The following is a 24,794-nucleotide window of genomic DNA, read 5'->3' on the forward strand; positions in this document are numbered from 1 at the left end:
CGCCGTGAATCCTCATCTTCCCAGCCGGCTCGCCGCCGCCCTGCTGTCCGTGCTGGTCGCGGCGTGTTCCTCCCCCGGCCCGACCGGGCCGGCCGTTGCGACGGCCCCCGCCGCCGCTGCCAGCGCCCCCGCCGCGGTGCCGGGCCGCTTCGCCGACAACCCGATCGTCTACTTCCTGATCCCCGACCGCTTCCTCAATGGCAACCCCGCCAATGACAACGCCTACGGGCGCCAGAAGGACGGACTGCAGGAGATCGGCACCTTCCACGGCGGCGACCTGAAGGGCGTGACGCTCAAGCTCAAGGAAGGCTGGTTCAAGGAACTGGGCGTGAACGCCATCTGGATCACGGCGCCCTACGAGCAGATCCACGGCTGGGTGGTGGGCGGCAACAAGGCCTTCAAGCACTACGCCTACCACGGCTACTACGCGCTCGACTTCACCACCCTCGACAAGTCCATGGGCACCCCCGAGGAGCTGCGCGAGATGGTCGACACCGCGCACGCCCAGGGCATTCGCATCCTGTTCGACGTGGTGATGAACCACCCCGGCTACCTCGACATCAAGTCGGCCCAGGACCTGGGGCTCGACGTGCTGTGGCCGGGCGCCGAGAACGCGACGCTCACGGACTACCACGGCTTCATCGACTACAACAACTTCAACTTCGGCCAGTGGTGGGGCCGGGACTGGGTGCGCGCGGGGCTGCCAGGCTACATCGACGGCGGACGCGACGACCTGACCATGCAGCTCGCCTTCCTGGCCGACTTTCGCACCGAGAGCCAGGAGGCGGTGAAGCTGCCCGCGTTCCTGCAGGCAAGGGAACCGGTCCGGGCGTCCCGCACGCCGGCGCCCGCCGAAGCCGCTCCGCATCGCCGGGCAAAGTCGTCCGGCAAGGCACGCAAACCGGCAGCGGCACCGACAACCGCACCGGTCCAGGCCGTGCCGGGCAAGCCCGACACCCGCGCCCGCGACCTGCCGAACACGACCGTGCGGGGCTACCTCGTCACGTGGCTGAGCGACTGGGTGCGCGAGTACGGCATCGACGGCTTCCGTGCCGACACGGTCAAGCATGTGGAGCCCGAAGCCTGGGCCGCCTTGAAGGCGGCTTCCACCACGGCACTCGCCGACTGGAAGGCTCGCAACCCCGACAAGAAGATCGACGACGAGCCCTTCTGGATGGTCGGCGAATACTGGGGGCAAGGTCCCGAGCGCACCGCGCTGCACGACAGCGGCTTCGACGCCCTCATCAACTTCGAGTTCCAGACCGCCGGGGCGCAGTTCGCCAGGCCCGAGTCCCTGTACGCACGTTACGCGCAGCTGCTGTCGGGCCGACCGGGCTATTCGACCCTCAGCTACCTGTCCTCGCACGACACCTCGCTGTTTGATCGCCAGCAGTTGGAAGCGGGCGGCGCGGCCCTGATGCTGGCGCCCGGCGGTGTGCAGATCTTCTACGGCGACGAGACGGCACGCCCGCTCGGCCCCGTGCCGGACTCCGACCCGCAACAGGGCACGCGGTCCGACATGAACTGGGCCAGCCCGGACACCGCCCTGCTGTCGCACTGGCGAAGGCTGGGCAGCTTCCGCGCACGCCACGTGGCACTGGCCCGAGGCACGCACCGGCAGCTCGCCGACGCGCCCTACACCTTCAGCCGCATCGACGCCCCGACCGGCGATCGGGTGGTGGTGGCGATGAACGCCGCGGGTCAGCAGGGCATCGCCGTGGGCGACACCTTCGCCGACGGCACGGCGGTGCGCGACGCGTACTCCGGGCAGACGGGGCGCGTCCAGGCGGGCCGCGTGACGCTCGCATCGGGCGCCGGCCGCTGGGTGCTGCTGGAGCGCGCGCCCTGACCGTGTCATCGGCCGTGCGGCCCGTTCGGTACAGTGGGCACAGACCCGCCCCCGTACCGACATGCCCGCAACCGCCATCTCCACCGACCCGCAACTGGCCCAACTGATGGCGAACGATCCCGAGGGACTCGGCGACGCCGAGCCCCGCCTGCTGGCCGACATCGGGGCGACCTACGCCCGCTTCTGCATCGAGCGGGTGCGTGGTCGCTTCGAGCGGGTCGCCGTGCTGCCTTGCGGCGACTATTCCGAGTTCGTGCCGCTGGTGCGGGCCTACCTGGCCACGGTCCCGGACCTGAGCCCGCGGCACGGCGCCTTTGCCATCGCCTATCCCATCGATGGCGACTGGGTGCGCATGACGAACCGCGCCTGGGAGTTCTCCATCCAGGCGGTGCAGCAGGCGCTCGGCCTGTCGACCTTGCTGGTGGTCAACAACTTCACCGCGCTGGCCATGGCGCTGCCCGGCGTCGGTGACGACGGACGGCTGCAGGTGGGCGGCGGCGCGCCCGCGCCCGATGGCGTCATCGGCCTGCTCGGACCCGGCACCGGCCTCGGCGTGTCGGCCCTCATTCCGGCCAACGATCGCTGGGTGACGCTCGCCAGCGAAGGGGGTCACGCCAGCTTCGCTCCGCTCGACGAGCGCGAGCTCCGCGTGCTGCGCCACGTCTGGAAGACGCTGCCGCACGTCTCGGCGGAGCGGCTGGTGTCCGGGCCCGGCATGGAACTCGTCTACGAAGCGTTGCGCGAGGATCATCCGGAGGCGGAGCCCGCCCTGGTCACTGCGGAGATCGTTCGCCGCGCGCAGCGAGGCGAGTGTCCGCTCTGCATCGAGACCATCGACTGCTTCTGCGCCATGCTCGGCACGGTGGCCGCGGACCTGGCCCTCACGCTCGGCGCGACGGGCGGCATCTACGTGGGTGGCGGCATCGTGCCGCGCCTGGGCGACCTGTTCGACCGCTCGGGGTTCCGCCAGCGCTTCGAGGCGAAAGGCCGCTTCTCCGCCTACCTGTCACGCATTCCCACCTTCGTCCTGACGGCCGACAACCTGGCGTTCCAGGGCGTCTCCACACTGCTGGCCGAGCACGTGCCGAACCGGGACGGCGGCAACCCGCTGCTCGAGCGCATCCGCAACGCCCGCGAGGGGCTTTCGCCCGCGGAGCGCCGCGTGGCCAACGTGGTGCTGGACAGCCCGCGCGCCGTGCTGAACGATGCGGTGGGCGTGATCGCGCGGCGCGCCGAGGTGAGCCAGCCGACCGTCATCCGCTTCTGCCGCTCGCTCGGTTTCGAGGGGCTGGCCGACTTCAAGCTCAAGCTCGGTTCCGGACTGACCGGCACCGTCCCGCTGCAGCGGACCCAGGTGCGCCGCCAGGACGCCACGTCCGACCTCTGCGCCAAGGTGCTGGACAACACCGTCTCGTCCATCGTGCAGTTCCGTGACGCGCTCAACGTCGAAACGGTGGAACGGGTGATCGACCTGCTGCGCGATGCCCAGCGGGTCGAACTCTACGCCGTGGGCAACTCCGCCATGGTGGCCCTGGATGCCCAGCACAAGCTGTTCCGCTTCCGCATTCCCGTGGTGGCACGCACCGAGGCGGCCGTGTTCAGCATCGCCGCTGAAGCGCTCGGGCCGAAGGATGTGGCGGTGTTCATCTCCAGTTCAGGCCAGACGCCCGAACTCCTGCGCGCTGCCGAAGCGGCCCGCGAGCGCGGCGCTTCGGTGGTGGCGATCACCTCCACCCAGTCGCCGTTGGCGCGCAAGGCCGACGTGTGCGTGGCGGTGGACCACGACGAGGACAGTTCCACATTCGTCGCCATGATCTCGCGGGTGCTGCATCTGCTCGTGATTGACATGGTGGCCGTTGGCCTGGCGGTGCGGCGCATGCCGGCGGCCAATGTCGGCCGGGCCGTCGGCGCGGACGCGCCTTCGCCCGCAGCGCCCGGTGTCTGGATCTCCCACATCGGTTGACGCCGCCCCCAGACCGCTGCGGCTGCGAATCGGCGGCGGGCCGGATCAGGCCCTGAGGTAGCGCAGCAGGCGGCCCTTGTAGGCGGCGCCGCCCTCGCCCGGCAGCACGAAGACCTTCTGTTCGCTCACGGAGAAGCCCAGCGCCTGCATGCAGCGGGTAAAGGCCGGTCGGTTGCCCCGGTCCGGGTCGACGACGACCACCTCCGCGGTCGGCTCCGCATGGCGTTCGATGAAGGCGGACAACACGACCGGCTGCCCTCGGTCGTATAGCACGTCGCTGCCGACGATGAGGTCGAAGCGGCCGAGTGCCGGGTTCGGTGTCGACCAGTCGCCGCGCCGGTACGGCAGCGGCAACAGGCCATTCAACCGCACGTTCTCGGCCAGGAATCGCTCCGTCAGCGGATGGCAGTCGCTCGCGGTCACCCGGGCATCGCGCCGGTGCAGCGCCACGCTGGCAAGACCGAGTCCGCAGCCGACTTCGAGGATGGAGCGACCCGCCAACGCGAGGCGCTGGACATGGTCCGCCAGCACCAGCGCGGAGGGCCAGACCAGCCCGAAGAGCGGCCAGGCCGCCGACGAGATGCCCATGCGCTCGGCTTCACCGAGGGGGTCGGCGAACTGCTGGCGATCGAGAAGCGAGCGAACGATGGTGTCGATGCCGCCGACCACGAGGGTCTCGGTCTTGGTGAGATAGCCGGGCAACGCGGATCCTGTGCACCTCCGCTGGCGGCAGGCCGGCGGGTCGGGCGGTGAAGCCGGCGAGTGGGGGGCCGGCTGGGCGGGAGAGCGTGGTCCCCGGCGGGCACGAGAAGGCGTGCACCAGGTCGATCCGGCCACCGCCCCCGTGGGGTGGCGTATGCGATGTGACCCGACCATAACCGGTCGGGCGGGCCTGCGGCGCAACGGCTGTGTGATTTCCGCACGCCGCGGCGGGTTCAGGGCGTGTCGTACTCGTCGACCACGCGACCGCCGGGCCGAAGCCACTTCGCCACCAAGGCCGCAGCGCCCTCGGGGTCACGGTGAAAGAGGCCCACCCTCAGGGCGAGGATGCGATCGAAGCGGCGTGCGCCGAAGTCGGCATCTTCGAAGGCCGTGCAGACGAATTCGACGCATCCGGCATCGGCGAACCGCTGGTTGCGTCGGCGGGCCGCGTCGATCATCGCCCGGGAGCGGTCGATCGCGACGAGGTGCCCGCCGCGCAGGCGCTCGCAGATCAGCGACGCCGCCAGGCCGTGGCCGCACCCGACTTCCAGTACCACGTCGCCCGGTTGCACGTCCAGGCGTTCGACGGCCCGGCGCAGGCGCTCGCTCACCGCGTCACCCCGTCCACGACTCAGACGGGCTGCGGCCCGTCGTAACCCTCGACGATGACCACGTCGCCCGTGGACACGGGTTGGCGGATGCGAAGCGCGGCCTGGTAGGCCGGCGAGTTCCAGCAGTCGAGCGCCGCCTGGTACGAGGGGAACTCGATCACCACGTTGCGGCTGCGGCTCGTGCCCTCCGGGTTCTCGAAGCGGCCCGCCCGCACGAGGAAGCGCGCGCCATGCTGGCGAAAGGCCTCGGCGTTCGCCACCACGTAAGCCTTGTAGGCCTCGGGGTCGGACACATCGACACGGGCGATCCAGTAGCCCTTGCTCATGGAATGTTCCTCCTCAACGCGTTGCGGCTGGCTGGCGCACGTACACGACCCCGAAGGCGCCGACCGACACGACGCGGTCGTTCACCGTCGTGTACGAGGCCACTCCCAGCGGATGGTAGGTCGACACGAACGCCGTGAGCGCGCCGACGCCCAGCAGGCCCGCCACCGGGCTGCGCTCGGCCACGGCGTCGCGCACCTCGCTGCGGTGGCGCTCGGCGGAAGGGTTCAATGCGAAGGCGGCCACCAGGGCCGCAAGCACGACAATCAACACGGTCTTGGTCATCAGTCAGTCAGCTCGTTTCGGGTATGCACCGGCGGCCACGCGCGGCGGCGCCAGTTGTCGATCATGCCAGCGCGAGAACAGGGCCAGCGCGGCCACCGCACCGATGAGGGCAAGGAACATGTCGGACTGGGTGTCCCACGGGTCGCCTTGGGTGCCAAGAAACTCGTCGGCACCCTGCCCCATGGCGAGCGCCGCGCCCCATTCGATGAACTCATAGCTGGCGCTGATCGCAAGGACCACGCAGATGACGAGGAACGCCCGCATCCGGGGCCCCGCCACATGCTCTCCGCGCAGCAGGATCTCGCGCGTCACCAAGGCCGGCACGAAGCCCTGGAAGAAGTGGCCGATCTTGTCGTACGGGTTGCGCTGCAGGCCGAACCACTCGGCCAGTTCGAACCCGAGCGGCACCCGGGCATAGGTGTAGGCGCCACCCAGCATCAGCACCAGCGCATGCAGGAAGATGCCGACATAGAGCAGCCGCGTGAGCGGATAGCGGCGGTACGTCGCACCGAGCAGCGGCACTGCCACCAGCACGGGCAGCACCTCGAGCAACCAGGTGGCGCGGTCGAACGGCCGCCACCCCGACCACACCAGCAGGCTGGCCAGCACGACCGCGGCGCACGCCAGCTGCGCCGGGTTGAAGGTGGTGACGGGGACCGGGCGCACGGCAGGCACGGGGCTCAGGCGCCGCGCCCGCGCGCGGCGCCGGCCTCCAGCATCGCCGCCATCTTCTGATGGATCAGGTTGACCGCCTTGAGGGGGCGCAGCATCACCTTGAATTCGACGATGCGGCCCGCCTCGTTCACCCGGATCATGTCGACCCCGTTGACCAGGATGCCATCGAGCTCCACGGTGAACTCGAGCACGGCATCCGGCCCGGACACCACCTCGCGGACGTACCGGAAGCTGTCGTTGAAGAAGACGTGGAACGCGGCGCTCAGGTACTGGTGGGTCACCGAGCGCCCCTCCTGCGGCGTGTGAACGACCGGCGAATGGAATACCACCTCGTCCGCCAGGAGCGCGGCGATGCCCCGCGTGTCGCGGGTGCGCACCAGTTCGTGCCAGGCGGCGATCGTGTCGTGGGCGGGAGAGGTCATCGGGTCGGCTCCTGTTGAGGGACCTCCTCCTTCGGAGCGCCCCGTGGGAGCGGAATCTAGCACCGCGCGCCGCGGCGGCCATGTCCGGCACGTGCTGTCGGAAAAAGCCTGCACCTCGAATGGGCCGTCACCGGCTGACGTTCCTGCGGATGTCCGCAAGATGGAATCCGCCGCGGCCGTGCCGCACTTCAGGAGATCTCATGGCAGATGACAAGACCCGCTCGGGCGGCCAGGACCGCACCCGCATCAACGTCAACGAGGACTACGAACTGCGCGACTGGTCGCGCAAGTTCGGCGTGACGCCGGAGCAGCTCAAGGACGCTGCGAAAGCGGTCGGCACGAGCGCTGACGCGATCGAGAAGCACCTCAAGGGCCATTGAGCCGACACAGGCGGCGGCCGGGGCACAAGGTGCGCCCGCCCCGCCGTCGTTGTCGGCGGGGCATCGGCCTTGGCCGCGCCTGCGCTGGATCACGTCAGCGCGCCGGGCACAAGGGAAAATGGCAGCATGTCCCTTCTGCCGCAACTGCGCCGGCGCCACGCCGTGCTGGCCACGCTGGCCCTCTGCCTTTCGGTGGGGGTCCAGGCGCAGGCCGTCGTGCCCGCACCGTCACCCCCCTGGTTCCAGCAGGGCGCGCCCGGTCCGCTGGCTGAACAGGCCCTCGACCTGCTGGCCCACGCGCAGGAGCACGGCCTTGATCCCCGGGACTACGGGACGACACGGTTGAGGCAATTGCTGAACGGCGCGGGCAACGACCCTGCCCGACAGGCCCAGGCAGAGGCCGCGCTCACGTCCGCGACTGTGGCCTACCTGAGAGACCTGCGCCTCGGCCGCATCGACCCCCGCAGCCTGCATCACGACTTCAGCGTGCAGGCACAGGCCTACGACGCTGTCGCCGCGCTGCAGGCGGTGCAATCACCCCAGGAACTCGTTGCGGCCGCACAGGCCGCCGCACCCGCGCTGCCCCAATACGATCAGATGCGGCAGGCCTTGGTGCTGTACCGCACGCTGGCCTCTCACAACGCCTGGAAGCAGCCGTTGCCGCCGCTGCCGGCCCCGGCCGGCAGGCGGACGACCAAGCTGGAGCCCGGACAGGCCTGGACCGGCCTCGATCTGCTGGCGGAGCGGCTGGTCGCCTTGGGAGACCTGCGGTCCGACGGGTCGGCGGGTCGCACTGCGGCGACTTCTGCCGCGGCGTCAGCCTCGGCGGCGACAAGCGTGCCGCCGACCGCAGCGCCCGTCGTGCCGCAGCCCACCTATGAGCCCGTCGTGGTGGAGGCGGTGCGCACCTTCCAGACACGGCACGGGTTGCCAGCCGACGGCGTGATCGGCCGCGCCACCCTTGCCGCCCTGCAGGTATCGCCGGCCGACCGCGTTCGCCAGATCGAGCTCGGCCTCGAACGCATGCGCTGGACGCCGCTCATGCAGGACAGCCGCATGATCGTCATCAACATCCCCGAATTCGTGCTGCGCGCCTACGAGGTGCAGGACGGCCGCATCAGCGTCGAGGCGGAGATGAAGGTCATTGTCGGCAAGGCACTCGATACCCGCACGCCGCTGTTCGACGAGGTGATGCGCTTCATCGAGTTCAGTCCCTACTGGAACGTGCCACCCTCGATCGCGCGCGGTGAAACCATCCCGAAGCTGCGGCGCGACCCCGGCTACCTGGCGCGGCAAGGCTTCGAGTTCGTCGGCCCGGGCGGCCAGGTGTCGACCGGCGTGACGCCGGGCCACCTCGATGCGGTGCTGGCCGGCCAGTTGCGCATCCGTCAGCGTCCCGGGCCGCACAACGCGCTGGGCGACATCAAGTTCGTCTTTCCCAATGCCGATAACATCTACCTGCACCACACGCCGTCGGTCTCGCTGTTCGAGCGGGAGCGGCGGGATTTCAGCCATGGCTGCATCCGTGTGGAGCAGCCGGTCGCCCTGGCGCGCTTCGTGTTGCAGGACCAGCCCGAGTGGACGGAGGAGCGCATCCGCGCGACGATGTCCGCAGGGACGTCGAACACCCTGAAGCTGGCGCGCCCGGTGCCCGTGTTGATCGCCTACGGAACCTCCCTGGTCAAAGGCGGTCGGATCTACTTCTATGATGACCTCTACGGTCACGATCGGCGTCTGAGCGCCGCGCTCGAGAACCGCACCGAACGCCTGGGAGGCTCGCGCCCATGACCCTGTCTCCGCCGCAACACGCCCGCCGGCGCCTGCTCCGTCACGGCGCGGGGCTCGCCACGGCCGCAGCCGTCGGCTCCTTCTCGCTGCCCTCCCGGGCGCGTGCGGCGCCGCGGGCCCTCGGCCTGGTGCACACCCATACCCGCGAGACGATCGACCTGGTCTATGCCGTCGGCGACGAGTACGACCCGGTCGCCCTCGGCTCCTTGAACCGCTTCCTGCGCGACCACTACTCCGGCCAGGTGGGGCGCATCGATCCCCAGCTGCACGACCTGTTGCACGCCGTGCGCCGGGCGCTCGGCACGGACCGGGCCTACGAGGTGATTTCCGGCTACCGGGCGCCGGCCACCAACGCCCACCTCAAGGCGACCCGAGGCGGCGGCGTCGCGACCCGGAGCCTGCACATGGACGGCCGCGCCATCGACGTGCGCCTGCCGGGCGTGCCACTCGCCGAACTGCGCGACGCCGCGCTGTCGCTCAAGGGCGGAGGCGTGGGCTACTACCCGCGCGACCAGTTCGTGCACATCGACACCGGGCGCGTGCGCCACTGGTGACCCGCGCGGTCGGGCGCGGGGCTCAGCTGGCCCGACCGTCGTAGTGCGTGACCGGCACGGCCGCGAGGTCGATGTCCTCCACGCACCGGATGTTGATGGCCGCCATGGCACGGCCCTTGGGGTCGGTGCCCTCCCCGAACGGATGGATGCCGCACACGGGGCAGAACCGGTGTCGTATCACATGCTGGTTGAAGGTGTAGGTGGCCGCATCCTCGTCGGGCGTCTGCAGCCGCAACGCCTCGCGTGGCACGAACCAGAGCAGCGAGCCGCGTCGCTGGCACATGGAACAGTTGCAGGCGAGTGCGCTGTCGATGTCGCCGTCCACGCTGAAGCGGATCCGTCCGCAGTGGCAGCTTCCCTGGTGCGTCATGACGTTTCCTCCGGGTGTCGCCGGCCGTTCTCGTCGGCCTTCCGGATGGTAGAACAACGAAGGTCACATGCCACAATCCGTCGCGTGCCATCCCCTCCCGCCATGCGCCTGCTGCTCGCCGAAGACGATCCCACCCTCGCCGATGCCCTGTCGGCCAGCCTGCGTGGCGCCGGCTTCGAGGTGGTGCTGGCGCCCAACGGCGCGGTGGCCGAGTACCTGCTGCTCAATCAACCCTTCGACCTCGGCATCATCGACCTGGGCCTGCCGATGGTGGACGGGCTGACGGTGCTCAAGCGGGCGCACGCGGCGCATCCGGAGGTGCCGCTGCTCATCCTCACCGCCCTCGACAGCCTGGAGAGCCGGGTGGCCGGACTCAACGCGGGCGCGGACGACTACCTCACCAAGCCGTTCGACTTCCCCGAGCTTGAAGCGCGCATCGGCGCCCTGCTCCGGCGTGCACGCCGCAGTGGCCCGAGCGGCCGCGCCGGTGTGCAGACCGAGGGCCAGCTCAGCTTCGACCGGGAGGGCCGCCGGGCCACGCTGCACGGCGCGCCGCTGGAGCTGTCACCACGGGAGTGGCTGTTGCTCGACCTGATGCTGACCCAGCACGGCAAGGTGGTCACGAAGGAGCAGATCGGCCAGGCCTGGGCCGGCGAAGGCAACGAACCCGGCGCCGTGGGCGGCGCGCTCGAGGTCTACATCCATCGCCTGCGCCGCAAGCTCGAGGGCTCGGGGCTTGGCATCCGCACGGTGCGGGGCCTCGGCTACCTGCTGGAGACCCTGGCGTGAGGTCGCAACGCCGAGAGCGCCCGTCCGGGCGGCGCAGCGCGGAGTGACATGACACCGCGGCGGCGCCTGCGTGAATCGCTCGGCACCGTGCCCTGGCTTACGCCGGGTTCGCGGCCCCTGCGCACGCACCTGCTCATCTGGCTGCTGCTGCCCCAACTGGTGCTCTGGGCCGCGGCCGCCGTGATCACCTACAACGTGGCCGCACGCTACGCCAACCTGGCCATCGACCGCAGCCTGTACCAGGCCTCGCAGGCCCTGGGTCGGCAGGTCAAGCCACTGGGCAATGGCCTGCTGATCGACTTTCCGCGCGCAGCGCGGGACATCATCGAGTCCGATCCGGACGACAAGGTCTACTACATGGTGAGCTCGCCCCCCGGCAAGTTCATCCTCGGCAATCGCCAGCTCCCGCTGCCTCCCGCCGAGGCGGGTGCGACATCGCCGCCGCCCTACAACGATCCCGTCTTCTACAACGCAATGCTCGACCAGGACGGCACGCCGGTGGCCGTCCGCATCGCGGCGCTGTACGTCGGCTGGGGCGAGGACGACACGCCGCAGACCATGCTGGTCCAGATCGCCAAGAGCCGCGCCAGCCGGGACGCGCTGGCAGGACAGATCCTCGTCGACATGGCGCTGCCCTTGAGCGGCCTCGTGCTGCTGATGTCGGTCATCGTGTGGGCCGGGATCCGGGCGGGCCTGGCGCCGCTCGCCCGACTGCGCGACGCCGTGATCGACCGGGCGCCGGACAACCTGAGCCCGATCCAGCTCGCCAGCGCGCCCGAGGAAGTGCGGGCGCTGGTGAACGCGCTGAACGAACTGCTGCATGCCGTGCAGCACAGCGTCGCGGGGCAGCGGCGCTTCATCAGCGATGCGGCACACCAGCTTCGCACGCCTCTGGCCGGACTCAAGAGCCAGACCGAGCTCGCCCTCAAGGAAACGGACGATCCGGCGCTTCGACAACGGCTGCAGCGGGTGCACGACAGCGCCACCCGCAGCGCCCACCTCGTCGGCCAGTTGCTCACCCTGGCCCGGGCGGAGCCCGAGTCGACCAACAGCCTGGGCCGTGTCCGCTTCGATCTTCGCCGTGCGGCGGGTGAAGTGACGGCAGAGATGGTTCCGCGCGCACTCGCCGCGGGCATCGACCTCGGCATGGCGGAAGCGCCGGACGACGAGGTCGCCGTGATGGTCGACGCCAACCCGCTGCTCATTCGGGAAGCCGTCGCCAACGTCATCGACAACGCCATCCGCTACGCCGGCCGCGGGGCGGAAGTGACGGTGCGGATCGGCGTGGCCGAAGGCCGTGCCGTGATCGACGTCGAGGACTCGGGGCCCGGCATCCCGCCGGAGCACCACCAGGCGGCCTTCGAGCGCTTCTTCCGCGCCACCCACGAAGGCAACGGTTGCGGGCTCGGCCTCGCCATCGTCAAGGAAATCGTCGAGCGCCATGACGGGCGGGTCGAGCTTCACAGCCGCCTGCCTCACGGCCTGCGGGTGCACATCGCGCTTCGCCTCGCTGCCTGACCGGTCCTCCGCGGCCGCTTGGCCGGCACGGGCTTGGGATCGCCTTAGTGCAAAACATCACGTTACGCAAGCGATGTTTATCCCATGTTAATGTGCATTAATGTCTCATTAATATTCGACGCCCGGCCTGTGTGCCGGCGCGTCGGTACCCGGGGCACTTCGGCACCCGGCACCGGCACCCTCCGTTCCACGACCCGGGGCCGGCTTGCCCCGCCTTTCTGAAAGCGAGAAAAACATGCGCAAGTTCTTCCTGAAACCGCTGCACGTCGCCGCCGTCCTGGCCCTGGGTTCGACCCTCTCCGTGGCCCACGCGGGCGAGGTCGAGGTGCTGCACTGGTGGACGGCCGGCGGCGAGGCGAAGGCCGCCAAGGCCCTGGCCTCCACGCTGCAAGCCAAGGGCGACACCTGGAAGGACTTCGCCGTGGCCGGCGGTGGCGGCGACTCCGCGATGACGGTGCTCAAGTCGCGCGTCGTGTCGGGCAACCCGCCCTCCGCCGCCCAGATCAAGGGCCCGTCCCTGCAGGACTGGGCCAAGGAAGGCGTGCTCGCCAACCTGGACGACGTGGCCAAGGCCGACAACTGGGATGCCAACCTCCCGAAGGCCATTGCCGACGGCCTGAAGTACAAGGGCCACTACATCGCCGCGCCGGTCAACGTGCACCGCGTCAACTGGCTGTGGATCAACCCCGAGGCCCTGAAGAAGGCCAATGCCAAGGCGCCCACCACCTGGCCCGAGTTCTTCACCACGGCCGAGGCCCTCAAGAAGGCCGGCATCATCCCGCTGGCCCACGGTGGCCAGAGCTGGCAGGACTTCACCATCTTCGAAAGCGTGGCCCTCGGGCTCGGCGGCACCGACTTCTACAAGAAGGCCCTGGTGCAGCTCGACCCGGCCACCCTCAAGAGCCCGAAGATGAAGGAAGTGCTGACGACGTTCAAGAAGGTCAAGGACTACACCGACAAGAACGCGCCCGGCCGTGACTGGAACCTGGCCACGGCCATGGTGATCCGCGGTGAAGCCGGCATGCAGCTCATGGGCGACTGGGCCAAGGGCGAGTTCATCGCCGCGAACAAGACGCCGGGCAAGGACTTCGAGTGCGTCGCCGCTCCCGGCACCGCCAAGGCCTACACGTACAACGTGGACAGCTTCGCGATGTTCCAGCTGAAGAACGACGCCAACGTGAAGGCCCAGAAGAACCTGGCCACCGCGCTGATGTCGCCGGCCTTCCAGGAGCTCTTCAACCTGAACAAGGGCTCGATCCCGGTTCGCCTGAACATGAACCTGGACAAGTTCGACAGCTGCGCCAAGCAGTCGGCCAAGGACTTCGTCGACACCGCCAAGACCGGCGGGCTGGTGCCGTCCATCGCCCACGGCATGGCCGTGTCGAGCGCGGCCGAAGGCGCCATCAAGGACGTCGTCTCGCAGTTCTGGAACAGCGAGCGCGACACCGCCGACGCGACGATGGACAAGCTCGTCGCCGCCGCGCGCACGAAGTAACCCGGCCGTCCGGCCGCAAGCCTGGAGATCGGCCCGGGGGTGGACATGACGTCCGCCCCCGGGCTCCTACGCCCCATGAGTCATCCCACTGCCACCGCGCCGACCCGGCCCCGCATCGACTGGCTCCCGAAGCTCGTCGTCGCGCCGTCGTTCGTCCTCGGCTTCCTGTTCATCTACGGGCTCATCCTGTGGAACGCGTACTTCTCGGTGTCGGCCTCCCGCCTGCTGCCCAACTACACGTTCGCCGGCATCGAACCCTACGTCGACCTGTTCGCGAGCGACCGTTTCCAGGTGGCATCGTGGAACCTGGCCGTGTTCGCGACGCTGTTCATCGGCGGCTCGCTGGCGCTCGGCCTGTTGCTGGCCGTGCTGCTCGACCAGAAGATCCGCAACGAAGGCGTGCTGCGCACCATCTACCTGTACCCCATGGCGCTGAGCTTCATCGTCACCGGCACGGCGTGGAAGTGGATCCTCAACCCGGGCCTGGGCATCGAACACACCGTGCGGGAGTGGGGCTTCCCCGACTTCGCCTTCGACTGGCTGGTCGACCCGGACCGGGCCATCTACTGCGTGGCGATCGCCGGCATCTGGCAGAGCGCCGGATTCGTCATGGCCCTCTTCCTCGCCGGCCTGCGCGGCATCGATGAATCGATCATCAAGGCCGCCCAGGTGGACGGCGCCTCGCTGCCACGCATCTACTGGCGCATCCTGATCCCGAGCCTGCGCCCGGTGTTCTTCTCGACCATCATGGTGCTGTCGCACATCGCCATCAAGAGCTTCGACCTCGTCATGGCGCTCACCGCCGGCGGTCCGGGCTTCGCGACCGACATGCCGGCCACCTACATGTATTCCATGGCCTTCACCCGCGGCCAGATCAACCTCGGCGCCGCCTCGGCCACCGTGATGCTCGCCACCGTGGCCGCCATCGTGGTGCCCTACCTCTACAGCGAACTCCGGAGCACTCGGCGATGAGCAGCGCGACCACCCTTCCGTCCCCTCCGGTCGCATCGGCCGCGGCACCGAGCCGCTCGCTTACCTGGCAGCGCTGGCTGCTGTGGGCCGTGCTGATCGCCTTCGCCGGCTTCTTCCTGGCGCCCCTCTACGTGATGGTCGTCACCTCGGTGAAGTCGATGGACGAGATCCGGGAAGGCGGCCTGCTCGCGCTGCCGACCGCGCTCGACTTCAGCTCCTGGGGCAAGGCCTGGTCGACCGCCTGCACGGGCGCCGACTGCCAGGGCCTGCAGCCCTACTTCTGGAACTCGGTGATGATCGTGATCCCGGCGGTGCTGGTGTCCACCATCCTGGGCGGCATCAATGGCTACGTGCTCAGCAAGTGGAAGTTCCGTGGCAGCGAAACGATGTTCGCGATGCTGCTGTTCGGGGTGTTCATGCCGCTGCAGGTCATCCTGCTGCCGATGTCGCAGGTGCTCGGCTGGCTGGGCATCGCCAGTTCGGTGTGGGGGCTGATCCTCGTGCACCTGCTGTGCGGCCTGCCCGGCACGACGCTGTTCTTCCGCAACTACTACGCCGCGCTGCCCGATGAGCTCATCAAGGCCGCGATGCTCGACGGCGCGGGCTTCTGGCGCATCTTCGTGCGCATCGTGCTGCCGCTGTCGACGCCCATCATCGTGGTCTGCCTCATCTGGCAGTTCACGCAGATCTGGAACGACTTCCTGTTCGGCGTGGTGTTCTCCGGTGCCGATTCGAAGCCGGTCACCGTCGGCCTGAACAACCTCGCCAACACCACCAGCAGCGTCAAGGAATACAACGTCGACATGGCCGCCGCACTGATCGCCGGCCTGCCGACCCTGATCGTCTACATCGTGGCAGGCCAATATTTCGTGCGAGGCCTGACGGCCGGCGCAGTCAAGGGTTAAGGAGAACATCATGGGTGCCCTGTCCATTCGCCAGGTGAAGAAGAGCTACGGCTCGTTCAACATCCTCAAGTCCATCGACCTCGAGATCGCCGAGGGCGAGTTCGTCATCCTCGTCGGCCCCTCGGGCTGCGGCAAGTCCACCTTGCTCTCGATGATCGCGGGCCTCGACTCGCCCACCTCGGGCAACATCATCCTCGGCGACCGCGACATCACCTACGTCGCACCGAAGGACCGTGACATCGCGATGGTGTTCCAGAGCTACGCGCTGTACCCCAACATGACCGTGGCGCAGAACATCTCGTTCGCGCTCGAGATGCGCCGGGTGCCCAAGGCCGAGCGGCAGGCCGCCGTCGACCGCGTGGCCAAGATGCTGCAGCTCGATCACCTGCTCGACCGCAAGCCGGGCCAGTTGTCGGGCGGCCAGCGCCAGCGCGTGGCGATGGGGCGGGCGCTGGCCCGCCAGCCTTCGCTGTTCCTCTTCGACGAACCGCTGTCCAACCTCGACGCCAAGCTGCGGGTCGAGATGCGGGCCGAGATCAAGCTGCTGCACCAGCGCACCCGCACCACCACGGTGTACGTGACCCACGACCAGGTGGAGGCCATGACGCTCGGCGACCGCATCGCGGTCATGCGCGACGGCATCCTGCAGCAGTTCGGCACGCCCGACGAGATCTACAGCCACCCGGCGACCCGCTTCGTGGCCGAGTTCATCGGCTCGCCCGCCATGAACATGATCAGTGCACGCCGTGAACGCAACGGCCTGTATGCCAAGGGCGTGGAACTCGCCATGGCGCCGCAGCTCGCCGCCACGCTGCAGAACCACACCGGCCAGGAGATGATCTACGGCCTGCGCCCCGAGGCGCTGCGCTTCGTGCCGGCCGGCAGTGGCCTCGCCGGCGTGCTGACCATGACCGAGCCGACCGGACCGGAGAGCTATGCCTTCGTCGATACCGCCGCCGGCCCCCTGGTCGTCCGCGTGCCAGGCAAGGTGCCGGCCGCGGTTGGCGACACGGTGGCCCTGGCCTGGCAGCCGACGGACGTGCACCTCTTCGATGCGGCCAGCGAGCAGCGCATCGTCCCGCAGCCGCTGCACCTCGCCGTGGCCTGACGGGCCTGGCGGGAACGGCGCTTCAGCGCACGGCCCGCGAAGCCCGGCGCTTCAGCGCACGGCCCGCGAAGTCGGGCGCTTCAGCGCACGGCCCGCGAAGCCCGGCGCTTCAGCGCACGGCCCGCCAAATCGGGCGCGTCAGCGCACCGGCCCGACCAGCCGCGAGATCAGCTCGCTCGTGGTGCGCACGTCGTGCTTGTTGATGAGGCGCGTGCGGTAGTGCTCCACCGTGCGCGGTGAGAGGCCGAGCGTGCGGGCGATGGTCTTGGCGCTCGCACCGGTCACCAGCAGGCTCGCCACGTCGCGCTCCCGCGCGGTGAGCGAGACCGTGACCTGGCGGGTCGTCTCCAGGTCCTCGAACATCCACACCACCCGCTCGAAGGGCGAGGCCGGATCCATGGACTGGCCGGCCGAGTGGAACCACGACAGCTGACCGCTCTTGCGGCGCATGATGCGGTCGTCGGCGTACTGGCCCGAGATGCGCATGCGCGCCTGGCTGAGTTCACCGATGCGCACGAACTCGCTCTGCGAGGGATACAGCATCGCGAAGGACTGGCCTTCGATTTCCTCCACGCTGTAGCCGAAGATGCTGGCGAACTTGCGATTGCAGCGCCGGATGATGCGGTGTTCGGAGACGCACAGCCCCACCGGCGCCATGTCGAACGCCAGCGTGGCATGCACGTCGGTCTCCGGGAAGTCGAGCAGCATGACCTGGGGGAAGCCCTAGGGAAGTTTTTCGGGTTGTGAGGTGGGCTGCGCGCTCTTACGCTCGCAGCCCGCGATGGCCAGTCTGACGTCGAGTGAATCGATTGCAACTGTGGGAAACCGGTAGATACCGGTGCCGTCGCCTTGAAGTGCGTGTCTCGCGCACGGCCGGATGTTCATCCACCCCTCAGGGAGAACCCGATGATGACCCACGCTCCGTACCGCCGCCACCCTCTTTGGGCGGCCTGCCTGATCCTCTCCGTTCCCGTGCTCGTCACCGCCTGCGGCGGCGATGACGACGCACCGCTCAACCAGCTTCCCGCCGGCTTCGGCACCGTCTCCACCCAGCGCTACGACGGCACGAGCGACGACCTGCTCACCGCCGGGCTCGGCCGGACCGGCATCGGCTCCTCCACGGCGCCGGCCTTCGCCGACGCCCTGAACCCGACGCCTCCGGAACTGCGCCGTCGCGCCATTCACACCAACTATCGGGCGCTGGTCGACACCTCCGCCGCCGGCGGCTACGGCACCCTGTATGGCCCCAACGTGGCGGTGGACGGCAGCGTCAGCGCGAGCGAGGGACGCATCGCCGGGCGCGAGTTCATCGCCTACGCGGACGACGGCACGGGCCGCAAGAACGTGACCATGATGGTGCAGCTCCCCGACCACTTCGACCCGGCCCGGGCCTGCATCGTCACGGCACCGTCCTCCGGCTCGCGGGGCGTCTATGGTGCGATCGGCACCGCCGGCGAATGGGGCCTCAAGCGCGGCTGTGCCGTCGCCTACACCGACACCGGCAAGGGCATCGGCTACCACGACCTGCAAGGCGACCGCGTCAACCTGATCGACGGCCGGTTGGTGCCGCGCGCCACCGCGGGCAACGCCGCCCACTTCGCGGCCGACCTCGATGCGACGGCGCTGGCGACCTTCAACGCCGCCTTCCCGAACCGTTTTGCCTACAAGCACGCCCACTCGCAGCAGAACCCGGAAAAGGACTGGGGCCGCAACGTGCTCGACAGCATCCGGTTCGCCTTCTGGGCCATCAACGAGGTGCACGCACCCGTCGACACGGCCACCGGTCGCCACCTGCGCACGTACCATGCGAACAACACCACCGTCATCGCCTCGTCCGTTTCCAATGGCGGCGGTGAATCGCTCCAGGCCGCCGAGCAGGACACCGAGGGCCTGATCGACGCGGTCGCGGTGTCCGAGCCGAACGTGCAGCCGCGCTCGATGGAAGGCGTGACGGTCACCGAGGGCACCCGCCCCGTCGCACAGGCCGGTCGTCCCCTGGCGGACTACTTCACCTACCGCATGATCTACGAGCCGTGCGCGGCCATCGCGGCCGGTGCACAGGCGCCCACCGGGGTGCGCCCCGGATGGCTCGGCCTCGGCACCGGCCCGCACGCGGTGAATACGGTGGCCGGCGTGCCGCTGGAAACCATGGCCGCCAACCGCTGCCAATCGCTCGCCGACAAGGGTCTGGTGTCGGGGGCCACCACCGCGGCCCAGGCCGACGATGCCCTGGCGAAGATGCGAGCCTATGGCTGGACGGACCCGAACCACGACGCGCTGCATGCCTCGCACTACCGGCTGGCCGACTTCTACGTGGCCATGAGCTACGTGAACGCCTACGGCCGGTTCTCCGTGGCCGACAACGTCTGCGGCTTCAGCCTGGCGAACGTGGATGCCACCGGAGCCGTCGCAGCCCAGCTGCCGGCTGTGCAGGCCGGTCTGTTCGCCACCGGCAACGGCCTGAACACCGGCGGCGACGTCATCTACAACGACTCGGTCGGCGGAGCCCGGCAGTACCACGTCGGGGTGTCGCCCTCCACCGGACGCATCGACGGCTCGCTCGACGGCCTGCTGTGCCTGCACGACCTCGTCAAGGGCGTGAACACGGTCACGGGCGCGACCCTGGCGGGGACGGCGGCGGCGCAGAGCCAACGGGTGCGCGCCGGCATCGCGGAGGTGCTGATGTCGGGCAACCTGCGCGGCCTGCCGGTCGTGATCGTCGCAGGCCGCAGCGACACCTTGCTGCCGGTGAACCACACGGCCCGGCCCTACGTGGCATTCAACAGCCGCGTTGAAGGGGCGCGCAGTGCGGTCCGGTACTACGAGGTGATGAACGGCCAGCACTTCGACGCCTTCAACCCGGCCGCAGGCGGCGTGGCCGGCTACGACACCCTCTTCGTGCCGATGCACCACTACATGAACCAGGCGCTCGACCTGGTGTGGGCCCACGTGCACCAGAAGGCGCCCCTGCCGCCCAGCCAGGTGGTGCGTACCGTGCCGCGCGGGGGCGCCCCCGGCGCGGCGCCCGCGATCACGCCGGCGAACGTGCCGCGCATCGCGGCGACGCCAGCCGGGGCCGACCTCATCACCGTGGCCAGCGGCGGCCTCACCGTTCCGGACTGATCGGCGTGGCACCTCGGGTTGCCCCGGGGTGCCACTGTCGAGGGAACACCCTAAGGTAATTCTGCGCATTGCTGCGGACACGATGGGTTCGTATTCTTCGCAGCGTCCGGACAGCGGCTCCCCGCGCGCCCTGTCCGCCGTTCGTTCCTCCGCCGGCCCCCGTGCCGGCGGGTCGACATCAGTTGCAGAGAAAGATCCGATGGACACCATTCTCGAAACGCGGGGCCTGACGAAGGAGTTCAAGGGCTTCGTGGCGGTCAACCAGGTCGACCTGAAGGTCCAGCGGGGCCACATCCACGCGTTGATCGGCCCCAACGGCGCAGGCAAGACGACCTGCTTCAACCTGCTGACGAAGTTCCTGATCCCGTCGCGGGGCCAGATCCTGTTCAACGGCGACGACATCACGAACGAGTCCTCGGCCCGCATCGCACGGCGCGGCGTGATCCGTTCGTTCCAGATCTCGGCGGTGTTTCCCCACCTCACCGTGTTGGAGAACGTGCGCGTCGCACTCCAGCGCAAGCTCGGTACGTCGTTTCACTTCTGGCGCTCCGAGCGCAGCCTGGAGCCGCTCGACGCGCGGGCGATGGAGCTGCTTCGCGCGGTCGACCTTGAAGGTTATGCGGCACTGCCCACGGTGGAGTTGAGCTACGGCCGCAAGCGGGCCCTGGAGATCGCCACCACGCTCGCAATGGACCCGGAGCTGATGCTGCTCGACGAACCCACGCAGGGCATGGGCCTGGAAGACGTCGACCGCATCCGCCAGCTGATCAAGAAGGTGTCCGCCAACCGCACGGTGCTCATGGTGGAGCACAACATGAGCGTGGTCTCGAGCATCGCCGACACCATCACCGTGCTGCAGCGCGGCGCCACGCTGGCCGAGGGTCCGTATGCCGAGGTGTCGAAGAACCCGGCAGTGATGGAAGCCTACATGGGCAGCGCCGACGCCCAACTCCAGGGAGCCCACTGACATGGCGCAGGCCTTTCTCGAAATCCGCGACCTTCACGCCTGGTATGGCGAGTCGCATGTGCTGCACGGCGTGAACCTCGACGTGAACGAAGGCGAGGTGGTGACCCTGCTCGGCCGCAACGGTGCCGGCCGCACGAGCACCATGCGCGCCATCATGGGCCTGGTGGGCGCCCGCAAGGGGTCCGTGCGGGTGCGCGGCACCGAGACCATCGGCCTCGCCTCCCACCGCATCGCCCGACTGGGCGTGGGCTACTGCCCCGAAGAGCGCGGCATCTTCTCCAGCCTGTCGGCCGAGGAGAACCTGCTGCTGCCGCCGGTGCTGGCCAAGGGCGGCATGCCGGTCGCCGAGATCTACGAGATGTTCCCCAACCTGCGCGAGCGCGCCAGCAGCCAGGGCACCCGGCTGTCGGGCGGGGAGCAGCAGATGCTGGCCGTCGCCCGCATCCTGCGCACCGGGGCTCGCCTGCTCCTGCTCGACGAGATCTCCGAAGGCCTGGCACCCGTCATCGTGCAGAAGCTGGCCCAGATGATCGTCACCCTGCGCAAGAAGGGCTACACCATCCTGATGGTGGAGCAGAACTTCCGCTTCGCCGCGCCGCTGGCCGACCGCTTCCTCGTGATGGAACACGGCCGCATCGAACAGTCTTTCACCCAGGCCGAACTGCCCTCGCGGTTGGATCGCCTGCACGAACACCTTGGCGTGTGATCCACGCCGCCCCATTGACCTGTCCCCTGCTCTGCATCCCCAAGGAGAACTCCTGATGACGCTCACCCGACTGACCCGCATTGCCTCGGCCTGCTCGATCGCCCTGGCCGCCACCGTGACCGGGGGGGCCGCCCACGCCCAGATCTCCGGTGACGTGATCCGCATCGGCCTCATCACCGACATGTCGGGCCTGTACTCCGACATCGACGGCCCGGCCGGTGTGGAGGCAGTGCGCATGGCAGTGGCCGATGCCGGCGGCAACGTGAACGGCAAGAAGATCGAAGTGCTCTTCGCCGACCACCAGAACAAGCCTGACGTGGCCGCCTCCAAGGCCCGCGAATGGTTCGACCAGCAGGGCCTGGACCTGCTGATCGGCGGCACCAACACCGGGGCCAGCCTCGCGATGGCCGGCGTGGCGGCCGAGAAGAAGAAGCCCTTCATCGCCGTCGGCGCCGGCGGCTCGGCACTCACCAACGAGCGCTGCTCGCCCTACACCGTGCACTGGGCCTACGACACCGTGGCCCTGGCCAAGGGCACCGGCGGCGCCGTGGTGAAGGCGGGCGGCAAGAGCTGGTACTTCCTGACGGCGGACTACGCCTTCGGGCAGGCGCTGCAGAACGACACGGCCAACGTCGTGAAGGCCGCAGGCGGCACCGTGGCGGGCTCGGTGCGCCACCCGCTGTCGGCTGCCGACTTCTCCTCCTTCCTGCTGCAGGCTCAGGCGAGCAAGGCGGACATCCTCGGCCTCGCCAACGCCGGCGGCGACACGATCAACGCCATCAAGGCGGCCAACGAGTTCGGCATCACGAAGAAGATGAAGCTGGCCGGCCTGCTGATGTTCATCAACGACGTGCACTCGCTCGGCCTCAAGGCCACGCAGGGCATGTACCTGACCGACAGCTGGTACTGGAACCAGAACGCCGAAACGCGCGCCTGGAGCCGCAAGTTCTTCGAGAAGTTCAAGCGCATGCCGTCGTCGCTGCAGGCGGCGGACTACTCGGTGGCCCTCAACTACCTGATGGCCGTGAAGGCCACCGGGTCGGACGACGGCGACAAGGTGCTCGCCCACCTGCGCAAGACGCCCATCAACGACATGTTCGCCAAGAACGGCAGCATTCGCGCGGACGGTCGCATGGTGCACGACATGTACCTGATGCAGGTGAAGACGCCGGCGCAGTCGAAGGAACCCTGGGACTACTACAACGTGGTGGAAACCATCAAGGGCGAAGCGGCCTGGACGACCAAGGCCGAGTCGAAGTGCGAACTGTGGAAGTGACCTGCTGACCTCCTGAGCACCCGGGCCCCACGACGGCCCGCGGTGCCGCACCCTGCCTCCCAACCCGGACTCCCATGGACGAAATCTTCGGCATTCCCATCCAGGCCTTCCTCGGCCAGCTGCTGCTCGGGCTGGTGAACGGCTCGTTCTACGCGATGCTGAGCCTCGGCCTGGCCGTGATCTTCGGCCTGCTCGGCATCGTGAACTTCGCGCACGGCGCGCTGTACATGATCGGAGCCTACGTGGCCTGGCTCAGCTTCGAGAAGTTCGGGCTGAACTACTGGGTGGCCCTGGTGCTGTCACCCCTCGTCGTGGGCGCGCTCGGCGTGCTGATCGAACGCACGCTGCTGCGCCACCTCTACAAGCTCGACCCGCTCTACGGCCTGCTGCTGACCTTCGGCCTGGCGCTCATTGCCGAAGGCGTGTTCCGCGAGCAGTTCGGCGTGTCGGGGCAGCAGTATTCGGTGCCCGACCTGCTGGCCGGCGCCACCGACCTCGGCTTCATGGTGTTGCCGAACTACCGCGCGTGGGTCGTCGTGGCCTCGCTGACCGTCTGCCTGGGCACCTGGTTCATCGTCGAGAAGACGCGGCTGGGCGCCACGCTGCGTGCCGGAACCGAGAACCCCGCACTCGTGCAGGCCTTCGGCATCAACGTTCCGGTGATGGTGACGCTGACCTATGCCGCCGGTGCCGCCCTCGCGGCACTTGCGGGCGTGCTGGCCGCACCGGTCATCCAGATCACTCCGCTGATGGGCTCCAACCTCATCATCGTCGTGTTCGCGGTGGTCGTGATCGGCGGCATGGGCTCCATCCTCGGCTCGATCCTCACCGGCGTGGCCCTGGGCGTGGTCGAAGGGCTGACGAAGGTGTTCTATCCCGAGGCGTCCAACATCGTGGTGTTCGTGATCATGGCCATCGTGCTCGTGATCCGCCCCGCCGGCCTGTTCGGCAAGGAGATCTGACATGGCAACGGCCGCTTCCCCCTCTTCCGTGCCGACGAGCACCCCGGCATCCACCGCCGCGCCGGGCACCGCAGCCGCCTCTCGGCGCAGCGCGTTCCGTGCAGGCACCGTGATGTGGGCCGTCGTCTTCGCCGTGCTGCTTGCGGCGCCCTTCATCGGCCTGTACCCGGTCTTCATGATGAAGGCCCTGTGCTTCGCGATCTTCGCCTGTGCCTTCAACCTGCTGCTGGGCTACACCGGCCTGCTGTCGTTCGGCCACGCCGCCTTCATGGGCGCCGCGGCGTACGCCACCGGCTGGCTTGTTCGCTCCGGGGGCTGGAGCCCCGAGCTCGGGCTGCTGGCCGGCATCGTGGTCGGGGCGGTGCTGGGCCTCATGGTGGGCCTGATCGCCATCCGCCGCCAGGGCATCTACTTCGCGATGATCACGCTCGCGATGGCGCAGATGGTGTACTTCGTGTGCCTGCAGGCGCCGTTCACCGGCGGTGAGGACGGGCTGCAGGGCGTGCCGCGGGGCAAGCTCTTCGGCCTCGTCCCGCTGGCCAATGACCTGACCATGTACTTCGTCGTGCTGGCCATCTTCGCCGCCGTCTTCCTCGCCATCGTGCGCATCGTGCACTCGCCGTACGGCCAGGTGCTCAAGGCCATCCGCGAGAACGAGCCGCGCGCCGTCTCGCTCGGCTACGACGTGGACCGCTACAAGCTGCTGGCCTTCGTGCTGTCCACCGCGATCGCGGGCCTGGCCGGCTCGCTCAAGACCCTGGTGCTCGGCTTCGCAACGCTGTCGGATGTGCACTGGTCGCTCTCGGGCGAGGTGGTGCTCATGACCTTGCTCGGCGGCATGGGCACCTTTGCCGGACCGGTCATCGGTGCCTTCACCATCATCGGCCTGCAGAATTTCCTGGCAGACCGGGTGGGCTCGTGGATCACCGTCATCATCGGCGCCATCTTCGTGGTGTGCGTGATCGCCTTCCGCCGGGGCATCGTGGGCGAATTGCTCGCCTGGCAGCAGCGCCGGCGTGCACGGGGTTGATGCGGCCGTGGTGGCACGGC

Annotated in this window: 25 protein-coding genes; 17 read left to right on the forward strand and 8 right to left on the reverse strand. The window is 68.9% G+C overall.

Annotated elements, in window-relative coordinates; all coding sequences use genetic code 11:
* Positions 1-49: 49 nt before the first annotated feature.
* Together ACSQ2F_RS16840 and ACSQ2F_RS16845 are read left to right on the forward strand one after the other, a co-directional pair.
* The gene (locus tag ACSQ2F_RS16840; protein ID WP_436026855.1) at positions 50-1,849 is read left to right on the forward strand and encodes an alpha-amylase family glycosyl hydrolase; all 1,800 of its coding nucleotides are present in this window, start codon (positions 50-52) and stop codon (positions 1,847-1,849) included.
* Between the two features lie 106 nt (positions 1,850-1,955).
* Positions 1,956-3,812, forward strand: a complete 1,857-nt coding sequence (locus tag ACSQ2F_RS16845) for a glucokinase (RefSeq protein WP_436026857.1) — start codon at positions 1,956-1,958, stop codon at positions 3,810-3,812.
* A gap of 45 nt (positions 3,813-3,857) precedes the next feature.
* On the opposite strand, the gene ACSQ2F_RS16850 is transcribed toward ACSQ2F_RS16845, so the two are convergent.
* The 6 genes from ACSQ2F_RS16850 to ACSQ2F_RS16875 form a co-directional block, all read right to left on the reverse strand.
* Positions 3,858-4,514: a class I SAM-dependent methyltransferase gene (locus ACSQ2F_RS16850; protein WP_436024873.1), complete on the reverse strand. Its 657-nt coding sequence runs from the start codon at positions 4,512-4,514 to the stop codon at positions 3,858-3,860.
* 233 nt (positions 4,515-4,747) lie between these two features.
* Positions 4,748-5,125: a class I SAM-dependent methyltransferase gene (locus tag ACSQ2F_RS16855; protein WP_436024875.1), complete on the reverse strand. Its 378-nt coding sequence runs from the start codon at positions 5,123-5,125 to the stop codon at positions 4,748-4,750.
* Positions 5,126-5,145: 20 nt separating this feature from the next.
* A complete protein-coding gene (locus ACSQ2F_RS16860) occupies positions 5,146-5,451 on the reverse strand; it encodes a DUF1330 domain-containing protein (protein ID WP_436024877.1) in 306 nt (101 codons plus the stop codon).
* A 13-nt stretch (positions 5,452-5,464) separates the two neighbouring features.
* Complete coding sequence (locus tag ACSQ2F_RS16865; protein WP_436024879.1) at positions 5,465-5,734, reverse strand: hypothetical protein; 270 nt, start codon at positions 5,732-5,734, stop codon at positions 5,465-5,467.
* 3 nt (positions 5,735-5,737) lie between these two features.
* Complete coding sequence (locus ACSQ2F_RS16870; protein ID WP_436024881.1) at positions 5,738-6,409, reverse strand: DUF2238 domain-containing protein; 672 nt, start codon at positions 6,407-6,409, stop codon at positions 5,738-5,740.
* Between the two features lie 5 nt (positions 6,410-6,414).
* On the reverse strand, positions 6,415-6,831 hold the full coding sequence (locus tag ACSQ2F_RS16875) for a nuclear transport factor 2 family protein (protein WP_436024883.1): 417 nt from the start codon (positions 6,829-6,831) through the stop codon (positions 6,415-6,417).
* A gap of 200 nt (positions 6,832-7,031) precedes the next feature.
* Here ACSQ2F_RS16875 and ACSQ2F_RS16880 point away from each other — a divergent pair, with 200 nt between their 5' ends.
* From ACSQ2F_RS16880 to ACSQ2F_RS16890, 3 genes are all read left to right on the forward strand, one after another.
* Positions 7,032-7,211 (forward strand): DUF3606 domain-containing protein, encoded by a 180-nt coding sequence (locus ACSQ2F_RS16880; protein WP_436024885.1) that lies wholly within the window; start codon positions 7,032-7,034, stop codon positions 7,209-7,211.
* A gap of 126 nt (positions 7,212-7,337) precedes the next feature.
* The gene (locus tag ACSQ2F_RS16885) at positions 7,338-8,999 is read left to right on the forward strand and encodes a L,D-transpeptidase family protein (protein ID WP_436024887.1); all 1,662 of its coding nucleotides are present in this window, start codon (positions 7,338-7,340) and stop codon (positions 8,997-8,999) included.
* On the forward strand, positions 8,996-9,553 hold the full coding sequence (locus tag ACSQ2F_RS16890; RefSeq protein WP_436024889.1) for a YcbK family protein: 558 nt from the start codon (positions 8,996-8,998) through the stop codon (positions 9,551-9,553). Before ACSQ2F_RS16885 ends, ACSQ2F_RS16890 begins: the two co-directional genes overlap by 4 nt.
* A 22-nt stretch (positions 9,554-9,575) precedes the next feature.
* Here the strand turns inward: ACSQ2F_RS16890 and ACSQ2F_RS16895 are convergent, their stop codons facing one another.
* Positions 9,576-9,923, reverse strand: coding sequence for a GFA family protein (locus ACSQ2F_RS16895; protein WP_436024891.1), 348 nt, complete (start codon positions 9,921-9,923; stop codon positions 9,576-9,578).
* A 102-nt stretch (positions 9,924-10,025) separates the two neighbouring features.
* Here ACSQ2F_RS16895 and ACSQ2F_RS16900 point away from each other — a divergent pair, with 102 nt between their 5' ends.
* The 6 genes from ACSQ2F_RS16900 (at position 10,026) to ACSQ2F_RS16925 (ending at position 16,710) form a co-directional block, all read left to right on the forward strand.
* The gene (locus ACSQ2F_RS16900) at positions 10,026-10,712 is read left to right on the forward strand and encodes a response regulator transcription factor (RefSeq protein ID WP_436026858.1); all 687 of its coding nucleotides are present in this window, start codon (positions 10,026-10,028) and stop codon (positions 10,710-10,712) included.
* A 48-nt stretch (positions 10,713-10,760) separates the two neighbouring features.
* Positions 10,761-12,230 carry a sensor histidine kinase gene (locus ACSQ2F_RS16905; protein ID WP_436024893.1) on the forward strand — a complete coding sequence of 490 codons (1,470 nt, stop codon included), beginning with the start codon at positions 10,761-10,763 and terminating at the stop codon, positions 12,228-12,230.
* A 235-nt stretch (positions 12,231-12,465) separates the two neighbouring features.
* Positions 12,466-13,725 (forward strand): ABC transporter substrate-binding protein, encoded by a 1,260-nt coding sequence (locus ACSQ2F_RS16910; RefSeq protein ID WP_436024895.1) that lies wholly within the window; start codon positions 12,466-12,468, stop codon positions 13,723-13,725.
* A gap of 75 nt (positions 13,726-13,800) precedes the next feature.
* Entirely contained in the window at positions 13,801-14,697 is an 897-nt protein-coding gene (locus ACSQ2F_RS16915; protein ID WP_436024897.1) for a carbohydrate ABC transporter permease, read from the forward strand.
* Positions 14,694-15,602 (forward strand): carbohydrate ABC transporter permease, encoded by a 909-nt coding sequence (locus ACSQ2F_RS16920; RefSeq protein WP_436024899.1) that lies wholly within the window; start codon positions 14,694-14,696, stop codon positions 15,600-15,602. The genes ACSQ2F_RS16915 and ACSQ2F_RS16920 overlap by 4 nt, the downstream gene beginning before the upstream one ends.
* Positions 15,603-15,612: 10 nt before the next feature.
* A complete protein-coding gene (locus ACSQ2F_RS16925) occupies positions 15,613-16,710 on the forward strand; it encodes an ABC transporter ATP-binding protein (RefSeq protein WP_436024901.1) in 1,098 nt (365 codons plus the stop codon).
* A 138-nt stretch (positions 16,711-16,848) separates the two neighbouring features.
* Here ACSQ2F_RS16925 and ACSQ2F_RS16930 read toward each other — a convergent pair whose 3' ends face one another.
* The gene (locus ACSQ2F_RS16930; RefSeq protein WP_436024903.1) at positions 16,849-17,418 is read right to left on the reverse strand and encodes a LuxR C-terminal-related transcriptional regulator; all 570 of its coding nucleotides are present in this window, start codon (positions 17,416-17,418) and stop codon (positions 16,849-16,851) included.
* Between the two features lie 198 nt (positions 17,419-17,616).
* Between ACSQ2F_RS16930 and ACSQ2F_RS16935 the strand changes: the two genes are divergently transcribed.
* The 6 genes from ACSQ2F_RS16935 (at position 17,617) to ACSQ2F_RS16960 (ending at position 24,774) form a co-directional block, all read left to right on the forward strand.
* Positions 17,617-19,833 (forward strand): 3-hydroxybutyrate oligomer hydrolase family protein, encoded by a 2,217-nt coding sequence (locus ACSQ2F_RS16935; RefSeq protein WP_436024905.1) that lies wholly within the window; start codon positions 17,617-17,619, stop codon positions 19,831-19,833.
* Positions 19,834-20,032: 199 nt separating this feature from the next.
* The gene (locus tag ACSQ2F_RS16940; RefSeq protein WP_436024907.1) at positions 20,033-20,800 is read left to right on the forward strand and encodes an ABC transporter ATP-binding protein; all 768 of its coding nucleotides are present in this window, start codon (positions 20,033-20,035) and stop codon (positions 20,798-20,800) included.
* Between the two features lies 1 nt (position 20,801).
* The gene (locus ACSQ2F_RS16945) at positions 20,802-21,506 is read left to right on the forward strand and encodes an ABC transporter ATP-binding protein (RefSeq protein ID WP_436024909.1); all 705 of its coding nucleotides are present in this window, start codon (positions 20,802-20,804) and stop codon (positions 21,504-21,506) included.
* 55 nt (positions 21,507-21,561) lie between these two features.
* Positions 21,562-22,782 (forward strand): ABC transporter substrate-binding protein, encoded by a 1,221-nt coding sequence (locus ACSQ2F_RS16950; protein ID WP_436024911.1) that lies wholly within the window; start codon positions 21,562-21,564, stop codon positions 22,780-22,782.
* A 74-nt stretch (positions 22,783-22,856) separates the two neighbouring features.
* The gene (locus ACSQ2F_RS16955) at positions 22,857-23,744 is read left to right on the forward strand and encodes a branched-chain amino acid ABC transporter permease (RefSeq protein ID WP_436024913.1); all 888 of its coding nucleotides are present in this window, start codon (positions 22,857-22,859) and stop codon (positions 23,742-23,744) included.
* Positions 23,745-23,856: 112 nt separating this feature from the next.
* On the forward strand, positions 23,857-24,774 hold the full coding sequence (locus tag ACSQ2F_RS16960; protein WP_436026859.1) for a branched-chain amino acid ABC transporter permease: 918 nt from the start codon (positions 23,857-23,859) through the stop codon (positions 24,772-24,774).
* The last annotated feature ends 20 nt before the right edge of the window (positions 24,775-24,794 follow it).

Source organism: Rhizobacter sp. LjRoot28 (genome assembly GCF_964253025.1).
Taxonomy (GTDB): domain Bacteria; phylum Pseudomonadota; class Gammaproteobacteria; order Burkholderiales; family Burkholderiaceae_C; genus Rhizobacter.